At 69.0% G+C, this 23,934-nt stretch carries 18 protein-coding genes, 1 tRNA gene and 1 other RNA gene; 11 read left to right on the top strand and 9 right to left on the bottom strand.

What is annotated here, in order from left to right; genetic code table 11:
• Positions 1-13: 13 nt before the first annotated feature.
• From EL340_RS10255 to EL340_RS10245, 3 genes are all read right to left on the bottom strand, one after another.
• Positions 14-487: a septum formation family protein gene (locus tag EL340_RS10255; protein WP_126414492.1), complete on the bottom strand. Its 474-nt coding sequence runs from the start codon at positions 485-487 to the stop codon at positions 14-16.
• Positions 488-742: 255 nt separating this feature from the next.
• A complete protein-coding gene (locus EL340_RS10250) occupies positions 743-1,276 on the bottom strand; it encodes a septum formation family protein (protein ID WP_232023009.1) in 534 nt (177 codons plus the stop codon).
• 159 nt (positions 1,277-1,435) lie between these two features.
• Positions 1,436-2,443, bottom strand: coding sequence for a LacI family DNA-binding transcriptional regulator (locus EL340_RS10245; RefSeq protein WP_232023008.1), 1,008 nt, complete (start codon positions 2,441-2,443; stop codon positions 1,436-1,438).
• 317 nt (positions 2,444-2,760) lie between these two features.
• On the opposite strand from EL340_RS10245, the gene EL340_RS10240 reads away from it, so the two are divergent.
• Entirely contained in the window at positions 2,761-3,615 is an 855-nt protein-coding gene (locus EL340_RS10240) for a TIM barrel protein (RefSeq protein ID WP_126414490.1), read from the top strand.
• Complete coding sequence (locus tag EL340_RS10235) at positions 3,612-5,012, top strand: sugar porter family MFS transporter (protein WP_126414489.1); 1,401 nt, start codon at positions 3,612-3,614, stop codon at positions 5,010-5,012. Before EL340_RS10240 ends, EL340_RS10235 begins: the two co-directional genes overlap by 4 nt.
• 87 nt (positions 5,013-5,099) lie before the next feature.
• Here the strand turns inward: EL340_RS10235 and EL340_RS10230 are convergent.
• The 3 genes from EL340_RS10230 to EL340_RS14965 form a co-directional block, all read right to left on the bottom strand.
• Positions 5,100-5,187: transfer RNA gene (locus EL340_RS10230), tRNA-Ser, on the bottom strand.
• 147 nt (positions 5,188-5,334) lie between these two features.
• Entirely contained in the window at positions 5,335-6,294 is a 960-nt protein-coding gene (locus EL340_RS10225; protein WP_126414488.1) for an alpha/beta hydrolase, read from the bottom strand.
• Positions 6,295-6,469: 175 nt separating this feature from the next.
• Positions 6,470-7,309, bottom strand: a complete 840-nt coding sequence (locus EL340_RS14965; RefSeq protein ID WP_331860823.1) for a helix-turn-helix domain-containing protein — start codon at positions 7,307-7,309, stop codon at positions 6,470-6,472.
• Between the two features lie 166 nt (positions 7,310-7,475).
• Between EL340_RS14965 and ffs the strand changes: the two genes are divergently transcribed.
• The 7 genes from ffs to EL340_RS10180 all read left to right on the top strand — a co-directional run bounded on the left by ffs (position 7,476) and on the right by EL340_RS10180 (position 16,740).
• An RNA gene (gene ffs / locus EL340_RS10210) (signal recognition particle sRNA small type) lies at positions 7,476-7,570 on the top strand.
• A 283-nt stretch (positions 7,571-7,853) separates the two neighbouring features.
• Positions 7,854-9,293, top strand: a complete 1,440-nt coding sequence (locus tag EL340_RS10205) for an Eco57I restriction-modification methylase domain-containing protein (protein WP_126414486.1) — start codon at positions 7,854-7,856, stop codon at positions 9,291-9,293.
• Positions 9,290-10,228 (top strand): BsuBI/PstI family type II restriction endonuclease, encoded by a 939-nt coding sequence (locus EL340_RS10200; protein ID WP_126414485.1) that lies wholly within the window; start codon positions 9,290-9,292, stop codon positions 10,226-10,228. Before EL340_RS10205 ends, EL340_RS10200 begins: the two co-directional genes overlap by 4 nt.
• A gap of 119 nt (positions 10,229-10,347) precedes the next feature.
• The gene (locus EL340_RS15500; protein WP_232023007.1) at positions 10,348-14,133 is read left to right on the top strand and encodes a DNA polymerase III subunit gamma and tau; all 3,786 of its coding nucleotides are present in this window, start codon (positions 10,348-10,350) and stop codon (positions 14,131-14,133) included.
• A 1-nt stretch (position 14,134) separates the two neighbouring features.
• Entirely contained in the window at positions 14,135-14,743 is a 609-nt protein-coding gene (recR, locus tag EL340_RS10190; protein WP_126414484.1) for a recombination mediator RecR, read from the top strand.
• A gap of 259 nt (positions 14,744-15,002) precedes the next feature.
• A complete protein-coding gene (locus EL340_RS10185; protein WP_126414483.1) occupies positions 15,003-15,911 on the top strand; it encodes an ABC transporter ATP-binding protein in 909 nt (302 codons plus the stop codon).
• Positions 15,912-15,972: 61 nt separating this feature from the next.
• On the top strand, positions 15,973-16,740 hold the full coding sequence (locus tag EL340_RS10180) for an ABC transporter permease (protein ID WP_126414482.1): 768 nt from the start codon (positions 15,973-15,975) through the stop codon (positions 16,738-16,740).
• A 141-nt stretch (positions 16,741-16,881) separates the two neighbouring features.
• Here EL340_RS10180 and EL340_RS10175 read toward each other — a convergent pair whose 3' ends face one another.
• The 3 genes from EL340_RS10175 to EL340_RS10165 form a co-directional block, all read right to left on the bottom strand.
• Positions 16,882-17,964 carry an ABC transporter permease gene (locus tag EL340_RS10175; protein WP_126414481.1) on the bottom strand — a complete coding sequence of 361 codons (1,083 nt, stop codon included), beginning with the start codon at positions 17,962-17,964 and terminating at the stop codon, positions 16,882-16,884.
• Positions 17,961-18,905 (bottom strand): ABC transporter ATP-binding protein, encoded by a 945-nt coding sequence (locus EL340_RS10170; RefSeq protein ID WP_126414480.1) that lies wholly within the window; start codon positions 18,903-18,905, stop codon positions 17,961-17,963. The genes EL340_RS10175 and EL340_RS10170 overlap by 4 nt, the downstream gene beginning before the upstream one ends.
• A 299-nt stretch (positions 18,906-19,204) precedes the next feature.
• Positions 19,205-20,626, bottom strand: coding sequence for an ATP-binding protein (locus EL340_RS10165; protein WP_126414479.1), 1,422 nt, complete (start codon positions 20,624-20,626; stop codon positions 19,205-19,207).
• A 466-nt stretch (positions 20,627-21,092) separates the two neighbouring features.
• Here EL340_RS10165 and EL340_RS10160 point away from each other — a divergent pair, with 466 nt between their 5' ends.
• Positions 21,093-22,640 (top strand): aspartate kinase, encoded by a 1,548-nt coding sequence (locus tag EL340_RS10160; protein WP_126414478.1) that lies wholly within the window; start codon positions 21,093-21,095, stop codon positions 22,638-22,640.
• Positions 22,637-23,725: an aspartate-semialdehyde dehydrogenase gene (locus tag EL340_RS10155; protein WP_126414477.1), complete on the top strand. Its 1,089-nt coding sequence runs from the start codon at positions 22,637-22,639 to the stop codon at positions 23,723-23,725. The genes EL340_RS10160 and EL340_RS10155 overlap by 4 nt, the downstream gene beginning before the upstream one ends.
• The last annotated feature ends 209 nt before the right edge of the window (positions 23,726-23,934 follow it).

Below are 23,934 nucleotides of genomic sequence, written 5' to 3'. Positions count from 1 at the left end.
GGGCCCGGCCGGTCTACTTCTTGGAGTTCTTGGCCGAGCCCTTGACCTCCGACTTGTCACCCTGGGCGACGACGCAGCTGATCTTGCGGTCGCCCTTGGCCCAGGTGTCGTCGCTGGGGGAGAGGTACTCGATCTGGTAGCCGGAGCTGGAGGCGTCAACCCCGATGTACTTGGTGAACTCCTCGCCCTGGCAGAAGCCCTCGCCCAGGGACTTGATCGAGCCCTCGTTGGGGAGCTTGTCGACGTCGTCGGGGAAGGTGGTCTGGGCGATGACCTCGTAGGTGTGGGCCTTGGCGCAGTCGACCACCGTGACCTCGCCGACCGGGTTGCTCCCGCCGGCCTTGTCACTCACGGTGTTGTAGCAGTTCCCGACCTCGAGATCCTTGGTGGCGGTGGTGGTGCCCGAGGAGAACAGGCTGCAGGAGGACAGCCCCATGGTCAGGGCGGCGGCGACTGGAAGAGCGAGGAGCGTGGTCAGGGTGCGCATATACCGAACCGTAACAGCCGCAATGGCGGGATTGTGCCGGTTTTCCGCGGGATCCTGGTCGCAGGTGGGGCTCCGCTGAAAAAATCTGGGATGTGGGCCGGGTGGCGACGTGAGACGGAGAGACGGAGAGTCGCCACCCGGCCGGAATAGGTGGCAGGGCGGCGAACGCCAGGAGAGTCAAGGGGGTGAGCCGTTGCTCGTGGGTGGCGGCCCGCCTGCCGATTGAGATCCTGTGCCCTGCTCGACGAGGACAGACTAGGAGTTCTTGACGGATTTGTTCAATGGGGAATGATCCGCGTTCTGGGCGAAGCAGGTGAACTCGTGATCACCCTGCTCCCAGGAGGCCTGCATGGGGGTCAGGGCGGCCACCATATAGTCCTCGGCCTTGGAGGCCGACCCCACGTAGGACTGCAGCAGCGGCTCGCAGACCGCGGAGATCTCCTCGGGAGTGTCCGACTCGGCGTAGCTGGAGGCGGTGGACTGAGCCGTTCCGATCATCTCGTACTGGTGCGGGGTGGAGCAGTCGACAACCTTCGCTTCGCTGGTGCCTGTCTGGCCGCCCCTGGTCTCGTCGACCATCTCGCTGACGCAGTCGCCGGTCTTGAGGTCGCCGATGGGGACGGTCTTGCCGTCGGCGCTTGCGCTGGAGCTGGCCGAGGAACCGGCCTTGGATGAGGGGGTGGCCGAGGCGTCGTCGGAGTCCTTGGAGGTCTCCTTGTCCTTGTCCTTCGGGGAGGCGGACGAGTCGGAGCTACTTGACGACGAGGAGTCCGTGGGCGTGGTGCTCACGACTTCATCGTCACAGGCACTGAGGCTGAGAGCGAGCAGGAGTGCGGTGGGAAGTGCGATGAGTGCAGAGGTTTTCGTGCGCATGGGTCAACCGTGACAGGAGCGCGTTGCCGCGTCGATGGGGAGAGGTACCAGTCGGCCGTGTGACGGGGAGGTGGCTCAGGGGGCCACGGGGCCGGTTGAGGCCCTCTCCACCAGCCGTGGCACGAGCACCTGCTGCGTGGGCAGATAGCGGTCCGCGGCACGTCCCACGGCTCGCTCCAGTGCCAGCTGGGCCATGAGAGAGGGGTTCTGGTCAATGGTGGTCAGCGGGACGAGGCTGGTGTCCGACCTGCGGGCATTGTCGAAGCCGACGACGCTCACCTGCTCGGGCACCTTGACGCCGGCCATGAAGAGGCCCTGAATGATGCCGAAGGCGAGTCGGTCGTTGAAGGCCGTGATCGCCGTCGGCAGGGTCCCTCCGGCCAGGATCGCCCGGGCCGCCTGGACGCCGTCGGCCTGCTCGAGGCCCCCGGGGATGATGGCTGACTCCGCTGTGAGGCCGTGCGCCTCCATCGCCTGGAGGTAGCCGGTGCTTCGCTCGGTGCTCGATGGTGCGGTCCGACCATCAACATGCACGATCCGCCGATGCCCCAGGTCGACGAGATGGTCAACCGCCATGACGATTCCGCCCTGGTCATCGATGCGAATGACGTCGACGCCGGGACAGGACAGCGGGCGTGCGACGGCGATGACGGGAACCTCGTCCGCCAGCACCCGCAGGCGACCCATGCCCAGGGAGGGCGCGATCATGATCAGGGCCTCACAACGATCCCGCAGGAGCGTCTCCGCGGCCCGGCGGTCGTCGACGGTGCCGACGACCGCCGAGAGCACCAGCTCGTGCCCGCCGGACTCGGCGGCTGTGTACAGGCCGTCGACGATCTCCGCGTGGAAGGGCTGGTGGACGCCGAAGGTGACGCCGATGAGGCCCGACCTCGCCGAGCGCAGGGCGCGCGCCCGCTGGTCGGGGCGATAGCCCAGGCGTGTCGCCACCGCCTTGACCCGGCGTCTGGTCTCCTCCGAGGCCCCGGTTGCGTCCCGCATGACGATCGAGGCCAGTGAGACTGAGCAGCTCGCCTCCTTGGCGACATCGAGGAGTGTCACCCGCTTGCTGCGTCCTCGCGCCATGGTCCTCCTTCGCCTGAGCTGCTGCGGTCTCCCGAGTGGACTGTAACGTCTAGAATTCTAGAACGATCTTTCGAGAGGTGCTCGGCATAGACCGTTGAAATATCAGGAAATAGGTGGGATCAGGTTGCAGAGTTGTGATCCTCAATGCTGGTAGATCACTAGAACGTCCTAGTCTCATTGGTGTCAGGAGGCGGCACAGAGGCCGCCGGAAACCCTCATGACGAAGGAGTCATCGTGCCCACCGCCCTGCCCGTCCGCCCCGACACACGTGAAGCAGGTCTTCTCGACACCGCCGTCGCCCTTGAGGAGGTCGTCCGATGAGCCCCGTGACCGTTCCCGCCGACAACGCCTTCACCCTCGCCGCCTGCGCCGAGATGATCTACCTCGACAAGCCCTTCCTCGATCGCGTCGACGCCATCGCCTCCCGGGGCCTCAAGGTGGAGATGTGGGACTGGACCGCCAAGGACCTCACGGCGCTTGCGGCACGGCGTGCCGACGGCGTCGAGATCGTCTCCATGACCGGCTACGTCGAGGGCGACCTCACCACCGACGACGGAGTCGCCCGGATCCTGTCCACCGCGGAGGACTCGCTCAAGGCCGCCGAGACGATCGACTGCCCCCGGCTCAACGTCCACGGGACCGGTCTCGGTGAGGGCGGCATCCCCGTGGTCGCCAACGCACATCCCAGCCCGAACGACTGGCTGCGCGCCGTCGACACCTGCCGGCGCCTGGCCGAGCTCGGCGAGCGCCACGGCCGCATCTTCACCCTGGAGAACCTCAACACCGCCGTCGACCACCCCGGCTGCCCCTTTGCGCTCGCCCGTGACACCCGTGCCCTCGTCGCTGCGGTCGACTCTCCCCACCTGCGGATGAACCTCGACCTCTACCACGCGCAGATCGGGGAGGGGAACCTCATCGAGCTGTGCCGGCAGTGCCTGCCGCTCATCGGCGAGATCCAGGTCGCCGACGTCCCCGGCCGTGCCCAGCCCGGCACCGGCGAGATCCGCTACCGCGCGGTGGCCGAGGCGCTCGCCGCCTCCGGTTACCGCGGCACCGTGGCCATGGAGGCCTTCGCCACCGGTGAGGGCGAGGACGGTTCGACGACGGTGTCCGAGGCCGCTCTCGACCAGTTCATCGACACCTTCTCCGTTTCGGGGGAGAGATCCTCATGAGTGCAGTAACCGCGGTCTCCGATCGCAGAAGAGTCGACAAGCGCCTGTTCACCATCCGCACGATCGCGACCCTCGGTGGTCTCCTCTTCGGGTACGACACCGGCGTCATCTCCGGCGCGCTTCCCTTTCTCGCCAAGGGGGCCTCCGAGGGCGGACTCGGGCTCAGCGCCTTCCAGCAGTCGATCGTCACCTCCAGCCTCACCCTGGGGGCGGCCTTCGGCGCCGTGATCGGTGGGCGTCTGTCCGACCGCTACGGGCGCAGGAAGAACATCATGACCGTGGCCGTCATCTTCCTCCTGGCCGCCCTGGGCTGCGCCCTGTCCCCGAACTATGCGGTGCTCGTGTGCTTCCGTTTTCTGCTCGGGCTGGCGGTCGGGGGCGCCAGCGCCACGGTCCCCGTGTACCTGTCCGAGATGGCGCCCGTCGCTATCCGAGGAACGATGGTGGCTCGCAACGAGCTCATGATCGTCACCGGCCAGCTGCTCGCATACTCCTTCAACGCCTTCATCGCGATCATGTGGCCCCACGCCCACGTGTGGCGCTGGATGCTCGTCATCTGCTCGGTGCCGGCGATCGCGCTGTGGGTCGGCATCCACCTGCTGCCCGAGTCCCCCCGCTGGCTCGCCAACAAGCGGCGTACCCAGGAGATGTGGGCCGTCCTCAACGAGGTCCGTATGCCCGATGAGGTGGAGGCCGAGGGCGAGGACATCGCTCGACGGGTCGAGGAGGAGGCCAGGATCGGCTCGGGGTCGTGGAGCGACTTCCGGGTTCCGTGGATCCGCAGGATCACCCTCATCGGCATCGGGCTGGCCGCCCTGTCCCAGCTGACGGGGGTCAACGGCATCATGTACTACGCCCCGACGATCCTGGAGACCACCGGACTGGGTACTCAGGCCGCCCTCGTGGCGACCATCGCCAACGGGGTCGTCTCCGTCGTCGCCGTCGCCATCGGTATCGGCTTCCTCAAGCGGCTGCCGCGCAAACGCATGATGATCATCGGTCAGACCGGCGTCGTCGTCTCCCTGGTGATGCTCGGGTTCATGTTCCTCCTGCCCGCCTCCACGGCCCGGAGCTATCTGGTGCTGCTGTTCATGCTGACCTTCCTGTTCTCCATGCAGTGCTTCATCGGCCCGACCTTCTGGCTCATGCTCGCCGAGATGTTCCCGATGCGGGTGCGCGGCCTGGCCAACGGCGTGGCCGTGTTCTGCAACTGGATGGGCAACGTCATCGTGGCCTTCGCCTTCCCCAACCTCATCGCGGCGGTCCAGGGCAACACCTTCTTCGTCTTCGCAGTCATCAACGCGCTCACGCTCGCCTTCTACGCCAGGTTCCTGCCCGAGACCTTCGGTCACACCCTGGAGTCCCTCGAGCGCCACTTCGAGGAGAAGTACTCCTGAACCCTGCGGCGTCGAGCCTCCGGGGAGTCCTGAAACGGGTCCTCGTGCCACGACAAAACCCCGGGATCATGCAGATCCCGGGGTTGGTGGCGGAGGATGGGGGATTCGAACCCCCGAGGGCTTGCACCCAACACGCTTTCCAAGCGTGCGCCATAGGCCACTAGGCGAATCCTCCAGGCGCTCCACACGGCGACAACCGCGCGCAACGAGAAAGGAATATATCGGACCGCCTGTCCCCGGGGCCAGTCCGGGGCGGTGGGATCTGTCACGCGGGGCCGGCTGCCTGCTGTGGTGGCGCATCTCAGCAATCGCGCCCTGTGGCTCAGAGCCGCTGCGAGAACAACTCGGTGATGGTGTCGAACGGAATCAGGTCGGTGCGGTCGTAGAGGTCGATGTGACGGGCTCCGGGGACCACGACCTCCTCGGCGTCGGCCCCGATCTCCTTGGCGACGATGTCGCTGAACCACTTCGAGTGGGCCTCGGAACCGGTGATGATCAGGGTCTTGCGCGGCGGGATGTCCTTGAGGTTGCGCAGTTGGCCGAAACTGACGTGCGGCATGCCGCTCTCCACGGTGAAGGCGCCGATGCTGCGCGGGTGCCAGCCGCGGTCGTTGATCTTGGCGTAGTACTCGAAGAACTCCGCCGTGATGGGGGCGAGAGCCTCGGGATCGTACTCCCCCAGGGGGAACTGGGGCGAGAGCTCCGGGGCGCCGGTGTCGACGTCCTTCCAGCGCTGCTCGGCCAGCTGGGCGAGGTGCTCTCGACGCTCGTCATCGGTCCCCTGGTACATCCAGCCGTCCCGGGTCGCCCCCGAGATGTCGTACATCGCGGCGGTGGCGACGGCGCGGATGCGTACATCGACGCTGGCTGCGCTCAGCGCGAAGCCTCCCGAGCCGCAGATGCCGATGGCCCCGATGCGCCTGCGGTCCACGAAGGGCTGCGAACCCAGGAAGTCGACGCCGGCGCTGAAGGACTCGGCGAAAAGCTCGGGGCTGGTGACGTGCCGGGCACCGCCGCCGGACTCGCCCATGAAGGGCGGGTCGAAGGCCAGGGCCACGAACCCGCGCTGTGCCAGCTCGTTGGCGTACAGCCCCGGACCCTGCTCCTTGATGCCGCCGTGGGGCGGTCCGACGACGAGCGCCGGGTAGGTCCGCGACTCCATCTTCTCGAGGGTGTAGAGGTCCCCGGCCAAGGGGATGCCATAGCGGTTGGTGAATCGCACGTGGGTGCGGGCGACCTTCTCGTTCAAAGGAAAGGTGTAGCCATCGGGCTGAAGCGGCATGAATGCTCCTTGCGCATCGAGAGGTTCGTGGGCCCGGCTCGCGCGGAGGCCGAACGTGCCGTTGAAGGCCGCGGCGGTTTCCGCCACGAGCAGCCGGCTGCCGCCAGGATGACAAAGCTGGCGGCAGGCTGCCAGGTACTGCGAGGGCCTCCCGGGTGCGCAGGCCTGCCCCTTCTCAGGACCACCCGGTCGTTCGAGCCTCGGGGGAGACGACGTCGGGTTCCGGAGCAGTGCGGGCGAAGCCCTGGGCGAGCGCCCACTGCCTGAGCGCCTCCAGCTGACGCTCGGCGTCGGTGCCGGCAATGGGGTTGTAGACCGTTACTCCGACTCCTGGGGTGCCCGGAACGATGAGCAGGTGATAGGCCAGCGAGATGTCGCCGACGGCGTGGTGGTGGAAGGTTTTGACCCCGGTGCGGTGCTCATGGACCTCCTGGCGGGCCCAGGCAGTGCGGAAGCTCTCGCTGCTGGCCTCCAGCTCGGCGATGAGAGCGGTCAGGCGCTCGTCGCCGGGGTGGCGTGCTGACTCCATCCGCAGCATGGCTGCGCTGGTCAGCTGAGCCTCGGCCAGGTGACGGCCATAGAACTCCGGGGCCGCCTCGCCGAGGAAGGCGAAGCGCGCCAGGTTCGGCTGCTCCATCGTCTCGTAGAAGCGGGCGTAGAGTGCGCGGCCCATAAGGTTCGTCGCGACGACGTCCTGGGTGACGGTGCCAGCCATCGCCGGGGTGGTGACGTGGTCCAGAACAGTGCGCACCGAGGCCGCATCGGACTGCGGCGCCTCCTGGGGGAGCGCAGGGGTATGGGCCAGAGCGAGGAGGTAGGCCCGTTCGACGTCGTTGAGCCGCAGCGCCTCGGACAGGGCCACCAGCACCGAGTTGGAGGCTCCCTGGACGCGACCGCGCTCCAGGCGCGTGTAGTAGTCGAGGCTCACGCCCGCCAGGTCGGCCACCTCCTGGCGGCGCAGCCCGGGGACCCGGCGCTCTCCGTCGTCGGGCAGGCCGACGTCGGCGGGAGACAGCCGGGCCCGGCGCGAGGTCAGGAAGTTTCGGACCTCGGTGCTGCGGTCGGGTGCGGAGGGCGTGGGACGAGGGTACTGCCGGGGCTTGAGAGCGGCTCGGGAGAGGCGTGAGCGGGGCCGATGGGGGGCTGGTTCGCAACCGGGGGCCGGATCGGGTAGTCTCTCGCTCGACCCCTCGTGCGGCGTCATCCAGTGAATCCCCCAGGACCGGAAGGTAGCAAGGGTAAGCAGGCTCTGGCGGGTGCGCGAGGGGTCCTCACGTTCCCGGGTGTTGGGGCGGACTGTCGAGCCCACCCGCCTGCACTGCACGAGGTCCGGCTGGGGTTGCACGTGGGGACTCCTCGCGTCAGCAGACCCACTCGCCCGCACTGCACGACGTCTGGGGGCCACTGGAGGAAGGTTGGCGGTACTCCACGACGGTTGACGTGTCGTGCAGTGCGGCTAACCCCCGGCCAGTGGCACCCGAGGTTCGTGGAGTACGTCCTGATCCTGTGAAGACTGGTGTGGCGGATTGCTGTCGTTGGTGGCCGGTACCCTAAGGCGTATGAACCTTCTGGAACGTGCTGCCGCTCGGCGCGAGGCGGCCCTGGCTGGTCTGGATCCAGCCAGCCGAGCAGAGCTGGGGCAGTTCTTCACTCCCGTTGCCGTTGCGAGGATCATGGCGGATCTGCCGCGCCTGCCAGAGTCGGGCACACTGCGAGTGCTGGATCCTGGTGCGGGTTCAGGGGTGCTGTCGGCGGCGTTGATAGAGCGTGTGCGGCGAGACCGCCCAGACCTTCAGGTGTCATTGACCGCGGTTGAGACGGATCGGCACCTATGGTCCGCCCTGTCTGAGACCCTGTCGGACTGTGAGACTGAGACAGGGGTGGTGACAGCCCTGGTGAAAGGCGATTTTGTCGACTGGGCTCTGCGCACTGATGAGCGTTTCGATCTGGTGATCCAGAACCCTCCGTACCGCAAGATCCGATCGGGGTCGACACTGGATACGGATCTACGTAGCGCGGGGGTGGTGGTTCCCAACATCTACGCCGGGTTCATGGCGCTCGGCGCCCTTGTGCTGAGTGCTGGTGGCCAGCAAGTTTCCATTACGCCTCGATCTTGGATGAACGGTACATATTTCAGGCAGTTTCGCCGTACCCTTCTGGCATCGTTCGGTATAGACGGCATCCACACCTTTCAGTCGCGCTCAGAGGTGTTCGGAGACCTGGGTGTGCTTCAGGAGACGATCATCGTGGCCGTGACACAGGGTGGCCAGGTCCCGATCGTCCGTCTGTCCTCATCGGTTGATCACCGCGATAAACCCGTAACTCGCGAAGTCCCGGCTTCGCAGGTCGTCACTGACGATTTCGTTTTCGTCCCTGCTTCACATGAAGATGCTGAGGCTGTTGAGTGGATGCGGCGTGCCCACTACACGCTGGCTGATCTGGGACTCGCCGTCTCAACGGGACGCGTGGTGGACTTTCGTCTCCGCGAGTATCTCAGACACCAGCCCGACGACGACGTCGTTCCAATGGTGTACCCGGCTAATATTGTTAAGAACATGGTTCTCCATCCGCGCCTCTCAGTCAAGAAGCCTCAGTGGTTCCGGGCTATGGAGCCGCTGAGAGCAAAGGTGCTGGTTCCGGCAGGAGCATATGTTTTGGTGAAGAGGTTCTCCGCCAAGGAGGAGAAGCGTCGGATCGTCTCCGCAGTCTGGTCAGATGATGCACATCAACCTGCCTTTGACAACAAGCTCAACTATATTCACTGCATGGGGCGCGGGCTGGATGAGGATCTGGCGCTCGGTCTGTCTGCCTGGCTCAACTGTAAGCCGGTCGATGACTTCTTTCGAGTGTTCTCCGGTCACACGCAGGTTAACGCCGGTGATCTGCGCCAGATGAAGTTTCCCAGCCTCGAGCAGTTGCGCCTTCTGGGGCGGAGCACGTTAGACCCTGATGCCGCTGTTCGTCAGGTGATGGGCGTCGAGCATGTGGAGGCCGCGTGAGCACTGTCCAGGAAGCCCGGGACATTCTCCGTGCCTTCGAGTTTGATCGCAAACGGACGAACGAGACTTCGGCGCGCACACTCCTGGCCCTGGCTGGGTTGGATGAAAACTGCACCTGGGCGAACGCCACCAATGAACGCATGGGGGTCCGGCACATCCTTGACTGGATGCGCGGGCCGCTGAACCATCCCATCGCTGAGAACACGCGAGAGACTATTCGCCGCTTCGTTCTGCATCAGTTCGTCGATGCTGGATTCTGTCTCTATAACGACGATGACCCGGCTCGTCCAACCAACTCCTCGAAGAACAACTACCGCCTCAACCCGGAGGCGTTGCTGACGATCAAGCTCTATGGAACATCCGACTTCGCCCCAGCTGTCGAGGAGTATCTGGCGGAGGTCGGGAGTCTCGCGGCGAAGTATCAGGCAGCTCGTGATCTCGCGCGCATCCCGGTGACGACGCCCACCGGTGAGGTATTCACGTTGAAGGGTGGTGGGCAAAATATCCTCATCAAGGCGATGGTAGAGGACTTCTGCGGCTACTTCGTTCCCGGTGGTGAAATTCTCTACGTAGGAGACGCCGACGAGAAGTTGGCAACCTTCGAGCGTGATCGCCTCGTCTCACTCGGTGTCATGGTGGATGAGCACGGGAAGATGCCGGACCTGGTGGTCTACCAGGCCAGCAGCAACTGGCTGTTCCTCATGGAGGCTGCCTCGACGCACGGTCCGGTGGACCACATTCGCTACAGCGAGCTGTCCCGCATGTTCGCCGGCTCGTCAGCGGGGATCATCTATGTCTCATGCTTCCCGGATCGATCGGTCATGAGAAGGTTCCTTGCCGACCTGGCCTGGGAGACCGAGGTCTGGCTGGCGTCCGACCCCACTCACATGATCCACCTCAACGGCGACAGGTTCCTTGGACCTCATCCTCGCTGATGCCTACCGGAACTGCGCCCGGCACTGTCGTCCACTGGCGGCCAACGCGAGCCGCTCGGTGCGCACCTGACGTGCCCGGCGCCTCGCACGGGGTCGGCCCGGCCGATTAGGCTCGGTCCGTGACCACCGCTCTGTACCGCCGCTACCGCCCCGACGCCTTCCAGGAGGTCATCGGGCAGGACCACGTCACCGCTCCGCTCATGGCGGCGCTGCGGGCCGACCGAGTCACCCACGCCTACCTCTTCTCCGGCCCACGCGGCTGCGGCAAGACGACGTCGGCGCGCATCCTGGCCCGCTGCCTCAACTGCGCCCAGGCCCCCACCGACACCCCCTGCGGCGCCTGCCCCTCCTGCCGGGACCTGGCCACCGGCGGCCCCGGCAGCCTCGACGTCGTCGAGATCGACGCCGCCAGCCACAACGGCGTCGACGACGCCCGCGACCTGCGCGAGCGCGCCGCCTTCGCCCCGGCCCGCGACCGCTACAAGATCTTCATCCTCGACGAGGCCCACATGGTCACCGCGCAGGGCTTCAACGCGCTGCTCAAGCTCGTTGAGGAGCCGCCCTCGCACGTGAAGTTCATCTTCGCCACCACCGAGCCCGAGAAGGTCATCGGCACGATCCGCTCGCGCACCCACCACTACCCTTTCCGCCTCGTCCCGCCCGACATCCTCGAGGGCTACCTGGGCCAGCTGTGCCGGGCCGAGGGCGTCGAGATCGGCCCCGGCGTCTTCCCTCTCGTGGTGCGCGCCGGCGGTGGCTCCGTGCGCGACACCCTGTCCGTCATGGACCAGCTCATCGGCGGGGCGCACGACGGCGGCGTCGACTACCAGCGGGCCGTCGCCCTGCTCGGCTACACCGACACCACCATGCTCGACCAGTGCGTCGACGCGATCGCGGCGGCCGATGGCGCCGGCGTCTTCCGGGTGGTCGACCGGGTCGTCTCCTCCGGGCACGACCCCAGGCGCTTCGTCGAGGACCTGCTCGCGCGCCTGCGCGACCTCCTCGTCATCGCCCTGGCCGGCTCCGAGGCCGGCGCGGCGCTCGGCTCCATGCCTCTCGACGAGCTCGAGCGCATGGACCTTCAGGCCCGCACCATGGGGGCCGCGGCCCTCTCCCGCGCCGCCGACACCACCGCTCAGGCACTTACGGCCATGGTCGGCGCCACCTCCCCCCGCCTCCAGCTCGAGCTGCTCGTGGCCCGCCTGCTCATCCCGGCCGGTCACGTCCAGGCCGGTGGCGCTGCGGGCGCGGCAGGGCAGGCCGGAGCCGCGGGGCAGGCCGGAGCCGCAGGACAGACCGGGGCCGCCGGGCCGACGCCGTCGCCCGCTCCCGGGGCGGGCCCTGCCAACGCCTCGGGTGGCATGCCCGCCGGCTCCGGGCGCGAGATGGCCGCCCAGATCGCCCGGCAGGCCTCCGCGGATGCCGCCGGGCGGCGCGGGGGCCAACGGCCCGAGAACGCCGGGGGAGCGGGGAATGACGGGAGCACCGCTCCCACCGCAGCTCCCGGGGTGCCCCAGGCCCCTCAGGCCGACGACGGCTGGGGGCAGACCCCGAACGCGGGCGGCTGGAACGAGCCCGGTGGCCCCCGGACAGGCCTGGCGTCCCCGGCGTCGGCATCCGCCCCGGCCGCGCCCTCGGCGCCCGCCGCGGGCCCGACGTCGGCTGCGCAGGCTCCGCAGGCCGGCGCCGCCGTCAGCTGGGATGGTCCGAACGACGCCGCCCCGCACCGCGGGCCGGCGGCTTCCGCCGCGTCCTCGGCCTCCGCCTCGTGGGGTCCTTCGGCTCCGTCGGCCGCGCCGCCCCAGCGGCCGGTCGAGCAGCCCGCACCCGGAACCGGGCAGGCGAGCGCGCCGGCGGCCCCCGTCCCCCAGGGTCCTGGCGCCGTCGGCGGTCCGGGTGGGGCCGAGGCCGCCGACGCGGAGATGATCCGCACCCGCTGGGAGGAGGTTCTCGAGGCGGCCAAGCGCTCGCGGCGCGCGACCTGGGCCCTGGTTGGCCCCAACTCCCGGCCGGGCACCGTCTCCGGAGGGGTCTTCACCCTGCTGTTCGCAGCGCCCGGTCTCGTGGGCGCCTTCGAGAACGGCGGGCACGGTCCCATCTTCTCCGCCGCCCTCCACCAGGCCCTCGGTCTGCGCCTTGAGGTGCACGCCATCGTTGCCGGTGACGGGCCCGACGGACCGGGTGGTCCCGGTGGAGCCGGAGGTCCGGGTGGAGGCGGAGGGACCGGTGGCCCTCAGGGCCCGGGCGGCTTCGGCACCGGATCCGCCGGAGCCGGTGACGCGGGCGGTGCCGGACCCAGCGCCGCCCCTGCTGGCCCCGCTGTCGGCTCCGCTGCCGGCCACAGTGCTGGAGACGGTGGAGCCCCGGGCCTGCGCAACGCTGTCGCCTCGGACGCGGGCCCCAGCGCTCCCGCCCCGCAGACGGGCGCCGTCGACTCGGCCGTTCACGGTGGAGAGGCGTCAGACGGCGATGTCGGCTCCAGCGTCCAGGGCTCCGCGCAGGTCGTCGCCGGTTCGGTGGGAGGTGGTCATGCCAGCGGTGCCGATCAAGATGGCGGCGGACCGCAGGGCTCCTACGAGGCTGGTGCGCCCTCCGCCTCGTCTGCCGCTGTCCCCCGGGCGGGCGTCGCCGGTGTCGACAGGGCCTACGATGACTCGGCGGTGACCGATCCGACCCTCAGGGCAGCAGAAGGGGCTGGTGTGCCTGACGTTCGCGATCGTGCCGATGCGGCCGCTGCCGGAGCGGCCCGGTCGGTCGGTGTTGATCCCGCCGACCGCACTCATGCGCGCCGCCCCGTCTCCACGACCTGGGACGACGGCTCCCCGATCATCGAGCCCCCGCCCGACGATGACTGGGGCCCCGACCCCTACGCCGAGGCCCCGGGGTACTCGCGATACGACGGCGCCGCCGAGTCCTCCGGACCGGCTCAGTGGACTCGGCCCGCCGGGGACCCTGCCGCTGCAGGCGCCGTCGCGCAGGCCGCCGCGGCCTCGCCCGAGCCGCGCACGGCGCCGGCCGGTCCCGCGCCCTCCGACTTCCAGGCTGTCTCCCCGGCCTCCCCGCCGTCTCCGTCCTTCTCCGCGTCCTCCGCGCCCCCGGCTCCCACAGCCCGGCCGGTCCCGGTGGCGTCGGCCCAGGGGAGCCCCGCGAACCCCACCGACCCCGACGACGGGTGGGGACCCGTCGCGGTCCCCGGGGGCGGCTCGGCCCCGGCACCTGCCCCGGTGACGGCCTCAGCGTCCGCTCACGCCTCCGACAGCGCCGACCCCGACGACGGGTGGGGGCCCGTCGCGGTCCCCGGAGGGGGCACCGTGGCCGCCCAGTCTGCTCCGGTCCCGACTCCGGCTCCCGCTGCGCCGTCGCCCGTGCAGTCCCGCTCCGCCCCCGCCGCGCAGGCGCCCGACGAGGCGCCCCTGGCCACCGTCCACCGTCTGCGCGCCCTGCCGGAGATTCCCGGCGGGGCCGCATCGTCCCCAGCCGCCCCCCAGTCCTTCCAGCAGCCTCCGTCTCCGCAGTCGCCGCAGGCGCCGGCCGCCGGCAGCGCGTCCGGTGCGCCCGGCGTCACCGCCGGGTCGCCCGGTCTGGCCCCCGTGACCTGGGAGGGAACGCCGTCGAGTCCCTTCAGCCCCGGCCCGGCCCTCGAGGAGCCCAGCGCCCCGAGCGCCCCGCCCGAGGACGACTCCACCTGGGCGCCGTCGGGCATCGCGGGCTCACGCCTGGCCGCGGCCATGGCCGCCGCCCGCGCCGCCGCGCAGGACACCGGCGCCGACTCCCTGGCCGACGACACCCCCAGCGACGACGACCCCGACGCCGAGGACGCCGGCGTCGTCGGGCTCGAGGTCGTCAAGCGCATCCTCGGCGCCCAGGTCATCGAAGAGGTCACCGTGACCCAGGAGGGACGCTGACATGCCCGCCGTCTACGAAGGCGCCGTCCAGGACCTCATCGACGAGTTCGGCGAGCTGCCCGGCATCGGCCCCAAGTCCGCCCAGCGCATGGCCTTCCACGTCCTCGCCGCCGACTCGGCCTCCGTCGAGCGCCTCATCGAGGCCCTGCGCGCCGTCAAGGCCAAGGTCCGCTTCTGCGAGACCTGCGGCAACATCGCCGAGGCCCCCCGGTGCGCGATCTGCCGCGACCCCCGCCGCGACCAGCGCGTCATCTGCGTCGTCGAGGAGCCCAAGGACGTCGTCGCCATCGAGCGCACCCGCGAGTACCGGGGCCTCTACCACGTGCTCGGCGGCGCCATCGACCCCATCAACGGCGTCGGCCCCGACGACCTGCGCGTGCGCGAGCTCTTCAGCCGCCTGGGGGCCGGCGAGGTTGAGGAGGTCATCCTGGCCACCGACCCCGACGTCGTCGGCGAGGCCACCGCCGCCTACCTCACCCGCATGCTGCGCACCATGGCCGTGCCCGTCTCCCGGCTCGCCTCCGGCCTGCCCGTGGGGGCTGACCTGGAGTACGCCGACGAGGTCACCCTCGGGCGGGCCTTCGAGGGCCGACGTCGCGTCGAGGACTGAGACTCCACCCGGTCTCCTTGCCGAGCCGGGCATTCTTCGCGTGGTCCCACGGTTCTTCTGTCCGGCTACGCGAGAAGTGCCCGGCTCGACGAATGTAAGGCGGGGAGGCGGTCGGGGCCTCGTTGGTACGGGAATTAACCGACAACTGCGGTAAGACTTGTAAAACTAGTTATACGGTGCGACGATGGAGGGGCGAGGGCGCACAGAACCCTCCCGCTGAGGCGATCCACCTCGACGGACACATCACCCAGGAGTCCTGATGAACGCCGTCACCTGCACCCACGTCACCCGCCGCTTCAGGGAGCTCACCGCTGTCGACGACGTCAGCCTCCAGGTCGCCGACGGCGAGATCTTCGGCATCATCGGCCCCAACGGCGCTGGTAAGACCACACTGCTCTCCAGCATCGAGGGCTTCGACGAACCCACCTCCGGAGAGATCTCCGTCCTGGGCCTGCACCCCGTCAAGGATGCCGGCGAGCTCGCCCACCGCACCGGCATCCAGCTCCAGCAGGCCGCGCTCCTGCCCCGACTACGGGTCGGAGAGGCCCTCGAGCTCTTCTCCTCCTTCTACGACCAGTCCTTGCCCTGGCGTCCGCTGCTGGAGCGCCTCGGCATCGCCTCCAAGGAGAAGACCGACGTCGCCCGGCTCTCCGGTGGGGAGCGCCAGCGCGTCTTCATCGCCCTGGCCCTCGTTCACGACCCCGAGCTGCTCTTCCTCGACGAGCTGACCACCGCGCTCGACCCCCAGGCGCGGCTGGCCATGTGGGACGTCGTGCGCGACATCCGCGAGCGCGGCAAGACGGTGGTCCTGACCACCCACTACATGGAAGAGGCCGAGGCCCTGTGCGACCGGGTCGCCGTCATCGACCACGGACGCGTCATCGCCCTCGACACGATCCCGGCGCTCATCGCGGCCCACGGCGGCCAGGTCACGCTCCGGATCAGACTCGGTGCGCCTGCTCCGGCGAGCCTGTCCGACGTCGAAGGCGTCACCTCCGTGACCACCGACGGCGCCGTCACCGTCGTCGGCGGAACGGGCGCTTTCGCTCAGGCGGTCCTGGCCCACCTGGCGCAGGCCGACGTCGTCGTGCAGGACATGGAGACCCACTCACCGGGTCTGGAGGAGGTCTTCCTCAACCTCACCGGGCGCGCCCTCCGGGACTCATGACCGGTCAAGGCTCCGCCGAAACCGACTATCAAGACAACAAGCGCTGAGAAGAGACACCACCATGCCGACCACGCGCACCCGCCGAACCTATACAACCCTGCTCGTCATGCTGACCCGCTCGACCCTGCGTGAGCCCGTCGGCCTGTTCTTCACCCTGATCCTCGCCCCGCTGCTGGTGGTGATCCTCGGCGTGCTCTTCGGCAACGAGCCCAACCCCCAGTTCGGGGGCCGTGGCTTCATGGACGCCACCTTGCCGGCCTGCGCCTGCCTCGTGGTGGGGATGACCGGCATCATCATCCTGCCCACCAGTCAGCTCCAGCTGCGCGAGAGCGGGGCCCTGACTCGCCTGCGGGCCACGCCGCTGAGCCCGCGGGTCTTCGTGGCGGCCGACCTGACCGTCAACTTCCTCGTCAGCCTGGTAGGCATCGTCCTGGCGCTGCTGGTGGGAGCCCTCGGCTTCGGGGTGAGGCTCCAGGGCAACCCGGTGGCGGTCCTGGCAGCCGCAGCCCTTGGGCTGGTGGCCTTCCTGGCGCTGGGATACACGCTGGCCGCCCTCTATCCGTCCTCCCGCGCCGCCACCGGGATCGGGAACGGATTGTTCATCGTCATCATGATGACCTCCGGGGCCTTCGTCCCCCAGAGCCAGATCCCGCAGGGCGTCCAGCGCGTGGCCCGCTACTCGCCCTTCCGCTACCTGGTCGACCTTGTGCAGGGGATGTGGTCCGGCCGGTCCTGGGCGGATTATGGGACGGCGCTGGCGGTGCTCGCCGGTATGACGGTGGTCTGCGGCCTGCTGGGGGCCCGGCTGTTCCGGTGGAAGACAGCCTGACTGAGGGCCACTTATCCCTTGCGGCGAGCCGGGCATTTCTCGCGTAGCCGGACAGAAAAACCGTGGGGCTACGCGAGAAATGCCCGGCTCGATGAGAGGAGGCGGCAGCCGAGGCGGTGGTGGCGAGGAGGGAAGTGCCGTTCAGGCCAGACGGATGCCGCGCGGCAGCCTGCCGGCCGGGACGCGCAGGCGCCGACTGGCCGTCACCACGCCGCCGACCCCCAGAGCCATGAGTGCTACAAGGCTCGCGGGCCAGAAGGCCAGGTGCCGCGTCGTCGGGGCGTCACCGGCCGGCGTGGGCGACGAGTCGTCATCGGAGTCGTCCACCTCGCAGGGGTTGTGGACGACCCGCTCGGGCTGGGGGTCGCGCATCCCGTCGATCACCCTGCCGATGATCGTCAGCGGTGACGGGCTGTAGATGCTGCCCCTGCTGGCCGGCTGAAGCGGTACGTGCGCGGTGGCGTCCCCCAGGGCCACGAAGGGGTTGGGGGCCAGCATCCACCAGATCCGGTCGGTGCGGGTGACGTCGTGGGTGGAGGTCTCCGGCTCGGTCTGGCACACGACCTTGTCATCAGTGGAGTCGTCGTAGCTCACCTCGTAGAGCACCTCGGTCTGCGTGCCGGTCACCACGGACGAGGCGATGGCCGTGGCCAAGGGCGTCCCGACGGTCAGGGCGGCCACCACGATGTAGGTCAGCACCGCCGAGGCCGAGGGGCGCGCCGTCAGGCTGGAGAACCCCAGGCCGATCGCGCACACCGCCCCCAGCGTGAAGACGAGGATGACCAGGTGGGCGACGAGCGCCTGCCAGTGCGATCCGCCCGCGACGGTCAGGATGATGAGGAAGGGCGCCGCCACCCCCAGGAAGGCGATCGCCGCGACCCAGGCCGCCAGCAGCTTGCCGACGACGATCTCCTGGCTGCGCAGCGCGGTGGCCTGCAGCAGCGCCAGGGTCGCGTCGGCCCGGTCGCCGTTGATCGATGTCGCCGACAGCGTGGGGGCCACGATGAGCCCGATCCCCAGGACGAAGCAGACGACGAGGTCGTAGAGTGCCACGACGTAGTCCCTGGACGGCCCGGGGCCCATCGTCTCCACGGTGATCGTCAGTCCGCCGCACAGCAGGATGAGGACGGCCAGCCAGATCCCCAGCATGACGCGCCAGCGCGTGGCCCTCACCCGCTGGCGCAGCTCGAGCACCATGATGGTGCGCACACCGGTCCAGGTCATCGGCGTTCTCCTTCCAGAGCCAGGTAGGTCTCCTCCAGGGTTCCCGGCAGCGGGGCGAAGGAGACGACCTCCACCCCGGCCTCGAGGGCCTCGCGCAGCAGGCGGGCCGCCGCCGCGTCGTCGGCGACCGGCAGGCGCACGGTCCCGTCCTCCTCCGGCGTGGCGGGCAGCTGCGCGGAGCCGGCCCAGTCGTTGAGGCGTCCGGCGTCCAGGGCTCGCATCCGCCAGGTCCGGTGCACCGGGACCGGGCTCGCGGCACCGTCGGCCGCGTCGGCCCCGGCCGGGACCTGCTCCGACGGCGAGGGGACGGCGGTTCCGCGGGACATGAAGACGACGCCGTCGACCATCTCCTCCATCTCTGACAGGATGTGGCTGGAGAGCAGGACCGTGGTCCCACCCGAGGCCAGGTCGCGCAGCAGGACGCGCAGATCGGCACGTGAGCGGGGGTCCATGCCGGCGGCCGGCTCGTCCAGGAGCAGCACCGTGGGGTCGTGGATGAGGGCACGGGCCAGCCCCAGACGCTGCTTCTGGCCCCGGGAGAGGACCCGGGCCGGCGTGCGCGCCAGCTCGTCGAGGTGGACCAGGGTGAGCATCTCGACGGCGCGGGTGCGGGCGGCGTCGGCGTCCATCCCCTGGGCGGCGGCGAAGGTCAAGAGGATCTCGGTGCAGGTCAGGGAGTCCCAGGTGCCGAAGGCGTCGGGCATCCAGCCCACGGCGCGGTGGACCTCGCGGGACTGGGTGACCGGGTCCAGGCCCGCGACGCGGATCGTCCCGGAGTCCGGGGCCAGGAGAGCCGCCAGCATGAGCAGCAGCGTCGTCTTGCCGGCGCCGTTGGGGCCGACCAGGCCGGTGACGGCGCCGTCGGGCACCGACATGTCCAGCTGGCGCACCGCGGGCGCCCGACCGAAGAAGCGGGTGAGCTGAGAGACTTCAATGCTCATAAGGGGAGGGTACTGTCCCACGGTGGGTGCTGGCTGGGGAAAGGTCCCCATTGCCGATGGTGAGAGGTGCCCCGGGCGCGGATCGCGCTTGAGGGGTGTGCGGTGAGACCTGTGGAAGGGTCTCGAGTGGTGTTCAAGTAGCGTTCGAGTAGGTTGACAGTAGTGTCACTCGGGGCGTGGATTTCCCCGTGATTTCAACGTTCCGTAGCCCTTGGGTGGCTACTCTAAAAAGTTTAGAGTAGATGTAAGTAGGTGGCTGGAGGCTTCTGTTGAGAGTGGTGAGGTAGCTGCGGTAGGGGTTAGGTGCCAGGCACATACCACGTGGCCCGCGGGTCCCGCGGTGACTGTCCCCTTCGCTCTACCAGCCCTTCTTCGCGCAGTCTCTTAAGCCACCGAAGGACCGTCGGGCGGGATGCGTTCACGCCCGACGCGATCTCTCCGGTGGCCAATGGTCCGGTGCTTCGCAGGAGTGTGACGATCTCGAGCGATCCGTGGGGAAGTCTCTTGATGACGTCGCTCGAGATGGCTGATGTCGCATCGAGCCTCACGATGACGCTGGTTGAGGTCTGACGATAGTGGGGGTCTGAGAGGCCGGCCCGGCGCATGTCGTCAACCATGCGTCGAATGCCTTCGCCGAGTTCCTGCGTGATTCCAAGGTCCGCGCACACCCTCGCGATACGGGGGTTGCGCGCGTACCGCGCGATCTCGAGCGGGCGGCTCGGGTCGCTCAGTCCGGGAAAGCGACCCGGGCTGGAAACCTCGATGCGGTGAGGGAAGATCGACACACGGATGTGGTCCCCAGCCATGGAGTAAGAGCGGTGAACGACGGCGTTCACCACGGCCTCCAGCCAGGCATCCCGAGGGATGACGTCCGTGGGGCCGAAGGTCCCCCCGTTCAGGGCCCTACGCTTGGGTGCCCACTGATCTATGAGTGCAGCCGCTTTGGCGATGACGTCCGGGATGGGGCCCTCAAGGCGCCGATCGCCGTCGGCCTCCATGGTTTGGCGCGCTCCGGTGCCTGTTTCGTCCTCTCGGTAGCGTAGGACGCGCACCAGTGCCTGCGGCAGAAGCTGCTCAGGAGCGATGCCGAAGAGTAAGAGTGCGGCGATGGTGGGCTTGCCGTCATGTGTCAGGAGGCTGCGGCTGCGTAAGACGTGGGAGTCGTCTCCGTGCGCGCCGATCTCCACTCGTAGGCGATCGATTGCCTCTCCGCTCAGTTCGGCCATCGTGATGCCGGCGGGTTGGGCCTCATATGTCTCCGCCTCCCGGTCGTAGACCAGTTCTTCCCACATAGGGCCGTCGAGCTTCACGGTGGAGTCACCCATGCGCAGGAAGGCTGTATCGTCACTGCGTCGATGGGCGTGTCGGCTGGGAGGGACCTGGGCGATGAGAAGGTGGTCTTGTGCGCCCCTGTCGTTCATCACTGAGACCTCCCGGAAGTGGGCGCGCAGTGGTGGAGCCACCATGGTCATCGGTACCTGGCGAAGCTCGTTGGTTCGAGAAGGGTTGGAGTCAATCCCCTCTACCCGCTGCTCGCTCAAGCCGACGACGACGGTTCCACCTTCCGCGTTCGCCATCCCGATGATGGCCTTGGCGAAGCTCTTCTGATCGACACGGATCGACTTGCGCTCGAACCACTGGTTTTCCGGTACTCGAGCCAGCTGTTCACCGCGCTCGCCGATGGGGAGGTTGAGTAGCTCATCGATGTCATCGTGACTCATGGGTCTACTCTAACATTTTTAGAGTACGTAAGAGTGGGGGTGGGGGGGGTGTGCTTGCGAGGGGTGTGCGGTGAGGCCTGCGGGAGGGTTTCGAGTGGTGTTCAAGTAGCGTTCGAGTAGGTTGACAGTAGTGTCGCTCTAGGCGTGGATTTCCCCGTGATTTCAACGTTCCGCACCCTTGGGTAGCTACTCTAAAAAGTTTAGAGTAGATGAGAGTGGATGGCCGATCCTCAGGTCTGTGTCTCTCTCGGCCTCTCGCGTGACCCGCTGCCACTGTGATCTCGGGGCGCGTGATATGTCGGCAACACAGTGCACCGTATGCTTGTCCCAGCCACGCCGTCGTGGGCGCCGCGCGGCGTCGGCTTCACACCTCGGAAGCCCCTGCGGGGTCGCCCGCTGTGCTGCGCGGCAGTTGACAGCAGGACTGACTGATACAGGACTGACCCAAGGACCCGAGGAGCGCCACATGGCACTGGTCGTCCAGAAGTACGGCGGCTCGTCCGTCAGCGATGTCGACGCGATGCGACGCGTCGCCCGGCGCATCGTCGCCACCCGCGAGGCCGGCAACACGGTCGTCGTCGTCGTCTCCGCGATGGGGGACACGACCGACGAGCTCCTCGACCAGGCCGCCGCCCTGACGACCGACGCCCCGGCCCGCGAGATGGACATCCTCCTGTCGGCCGGCGAGCGCATCTCCATGGCCCTGCTCGCCATGGCCGTCGGCGAGCTCGGCGTGCCGGCGCGCGCCTACACCGGCGCCCAGGCCGGCGTCCTCACCGACTCCAAGTACGGCAAGGCCTCCATCGTCGGGGTCCTGCCCGAGCGCGTGGCCCGCTCCATCCAGACCGGCGCGGTCGCCATCGTCGCCGGCTTCCAGGGCATCAACGAGGTCGAGGACACCACCACCCTGGGGCGCGGCGGCTCCGACACCACCGCCGTCGCCCTGGCCGCCGCCCTCAACGCCGACGTCTGCGAGATCTACACCGACGTCGACGGCCTGTTCACCGCCGACCCCCGCATCGTCCCCACCGCCAAGCGCATCGAGTCCCTCTCCAGCGAGGAGACCCTGGAGCTGGCCGCCCACGGCGCCAAGATCCTCCATCTGCGCGCCGTGGAGTACGCCCGCCGCTTCGGCGTGCCGCTGCACGTGCGCTCCTCCTTCTCCGACAAGACCGGGACCTGGATCTACGACGGCCGTCGCGAGGGCGCCTTCGTGCCCTCGGTCGTGGCCGCCCAGCTCGACGACGTCGTCGCCGCCGACACCGACAGCGCCGACAGTGCTGCCAGCGCGGCCAGTGCCCCCAGCGCCGCGAGCCCGGAGGATGCCGCCGCTCCGGAGGCGGCCCCCGCCGGCCAGGCCGGCCAGGCCTCGCCCTCAGACCCCGCCGGACTCGACGAGGGCCCCTCGGCCGCCGTCGTCGACTCCGCGCACCGCAACGCCATCGCCGCGCGGGCCCAGGCCCGCCCCCGCCCGTCCGCCAAGGAGGACCACGTGGAAGCCCCCGTCATCTCCGGAATCGCCCACGACCGCAGCCAGGACAAGATCACGCTCGTGGGCGTGCCCGACGTCCCCGGCGCCGCGGCCCGCATCTTCGCGATCGTGGCCGGCACCGACGCCAACATCGACATGATCGTCCAGGACGTCTCCGCCGAGGGCACGGGCCTGACCAACATCTCCTTCACCTGCCCCGACGGCGACTCCGCCACCGCCCGCGAGGCCCTGGAGGCCGCCCGCGAGGAGCTGGGCTTCCGCAGCCTGCACTTCAACCCCGACATCGGCATCCTGTCCCTGGTGGGGGCCGGCATGCGCTCCAACCCGGGGGTCTCGGCGCGCCTGTTCAGCGCCCTGAGCGAGGCCGGGGTCAACATCCACATGATCTCCACCTCCGAGATCCGCATCTCGGTGGTGGTCGACGACGCCGTACTCGACGAGGCCGTGCGCGCCGTCCACTCCGCCTTCGGCCTCGACGCCCAGGCCGCCGAGGCGGTCGTCTACGGAGGGACCGGACGATGAGCCAGTCAGTCAACACCTACACCGGACCTGCCGACGGCGTCGCCGTCGCCGTCGTGGGCGCCACCGGCCAGGTCGGCCGCGTCATGCGCGCCATGCTGGAAGAGCGCGACTTCCCGGCCCGCTCGGTGCGCTTCTTCTCCTCTGCCCGCAGCGCCGGGAGCGTCGTCGACTTCCGCGGCGCCCAGGTCGAGGTCGAGGACGTCGCCACCGCAGACCTGAGCGGCATCGACGTCGCGATCTTCTCCGCCGGAGGCGCCGCCTCGCGCGAGCACGCTCCCCGCTTCGCCGAGACCGGGGCCGTCGTCGTCGACAACTCCTCCGCCTGGCGCAAGGACCCCGAGGTCCCGCTCGTGGTGAGCGAGGTCAACCCGCACGCCCTGCGTGAGCGCCCCAAGGGCATCATCGCCAACCCCAACTGCACCACCATGGCGGCCATGCCCGCCCTCAAGGTGCTGCACGAGGAGGCCGGGCTCATCCGCCTCATCGTCTCCACCTACCAGGCCGTCTCCGGCTCGGGGCGGGCCGGGGTGGCCGAGCTGGCCGGACAGGTGCGCGCCGTCGTGAACGAGGACATGGAGGGCCTGGCCCTGGACGGGCGGGCCGTGGAGTTCCCCGCGCCGGAGGTCTACGTCGACACCATCGCCTTCAACGCCGTGGCCTGGGCCGGGAACGACGCCGCAGACGGCTCCGGCGAGACCGACGAGGAGCAGAAGCTACGCAACGAGTCGCGCAAGATCCTGGAGATCCCGGACCTGCTCGTCTCGGGCACCTGCGTGCGCATCCCGGTGTTCTCCGGCCACGGCCTGAGCATCAACGCCGAGTTTGCCCGTGAGATCAGCGTCGAGCGCGCCCGCGAGCTGCTGGAGGCGGCACCCGGTGTCACCTACCAGGACGTGCCCAGCCCCCTCAAGGGCGCCGGCCGCGACGGAACCTTCGTGGGGCGGCTGCGCGCCGACCAGGCCTTCGCGCCGGGGCACGGTCTGCAGTTCTTCGCCGTGGGGGACAACCTGCGTAAGGGCGCGGCCCTCAACGCCGTCGAGCTCGCCGAGCTGGTGGCCGCCGAGATCCAGGCTGCGCGGGGCTGAGCCGGTCTCTCCCTCCCCTTTACTCGTTCCCCGCCGAGCCGGGCATCTCTCGCGTAGCCCGACAGAATTCCTGTACCCGTACGCGCAAAATGCCCCCGACCGCAGAAGGACGCGCCCGTAAGCGCCGAATGTCCCCACAGGCGGAAGACACAGCAGGCCTACTACCGCTCGACACGCCGGGCACTCCCGTCGCATGCAGGCCGGGCCCG

Source organism: Actinomyces viscosus (genome assembly GCF_900637975.1).
Lineage (GTDB): Bacteria > Actinomycetota > Actinomycetes > Actinomycetales > Actinomycetaceae > Actinomyces > Actinomyces viscosus.
This window is presented reverse-complemented; position numbering and strand designations above follow the sequence as displayed.

Excerpts from the sequence above, each read along its gene's own strand:
- EL340_RS10165 (WP_126414479.1), bottom strand. The coding sequence starts at position 20,626 with ATGAGTCACGATGACATCGATGAGCTACTCAACCTCCCCATCGGCGAG.
- EL340_RS10155 (WP_126414477.1), top strand. The coding sequence starts at position 22,637 with ATGAGCCAGTCAGTCAACACCTACACCGGACCTGCCGACGGCGTCGCC.
- EL340_RS10205 (WP_126414486.1), top strand. The coding sequence starts at position 7,854 with ATGAACCTTCTGGAACGTGCTGCCGCTCGGCGCGAGGCGGCCCTGGCT.
- EL340_RS10235 (WP_126414489.1), top strand. The coding sequence starts at position 3,612 with ATGAGTGCAGTAACCGCGGTCTCCGATCGCAGAAGAGTCGACAAGCGC.
- EL340_RS10180 (WP_126414482.1), top strand. The coding sequence starts at position 15,973 with ATGCCGACCACGCGCACCCGCCGAACCTATACAACCCTGCTCGTCATG.
- EL340_RS10245 (WP_232023008.1), bottom strand. The coding sequence starts at position 2,443 with ATGGCGCGAGGACGCAGCAAGCGGGTGACACTCCTCGATGTCGCCAAG.
- EL340_RS10255 (WP_126414492.1), bottom strand. The coding sequence starts at position 487 with ATGCGCACCCTGACCACGCTCCTCGCTCTTCCAGTCGCCGCCGCCCTG.
- EL340_RS10160 (WP_126414478.1), top strand. The coding sequence starts at position 21,093 with ATGGCACTGGTCGTCCAGAAGTACGGCGGCTCGTCCGTCAGCGATGTC.
- recR (WP_126414484.1), top strand. The coding sequence starts at position 14,135 with ATGCCCGCCGTCTACGAAGGCGCCGTCCAGGACCTCATCGACGAGTTC.
- EL340_RS10175 (WP_126414481.1), bottom strand. The coding sequence starts at position 17,964 with ATGACCTGGACCGGTGTGCGCACCATCATGGTGCTCGAGCTGCGCCAG.
- EL340_RS10225 (WP_126414488.1), bottom strand. The coding sequence starts at position 6,294 with ATGCCGCTTCAGCCCGATGGCTACACCTTTCCTTTGAACGAGAAGGTC.
- EL340_RS10185 (WP_126414483.1), top strand. The coding sequence starts at position 15,003 with ATGAACGCCGTCACCTGCACCCACGTCACCCGCCGCTTCAGGGAGCTC.
- EL340_RS10170 (WP_126414480.1), bottom strand. The coding sequence starts at position 18,905 with ATGAGCATTGAAGTCTCTCAGCTCACCCGCTTCTTCGGTCGGGCGCCC.
- EL340_RS10240 (WP_126414490.1), top strand. The coding sequence starts at position 2,761 with ATGAGCCCCGTGACCGTTCCCGCCGACAACGCCTTCACCCTCGCCGCC.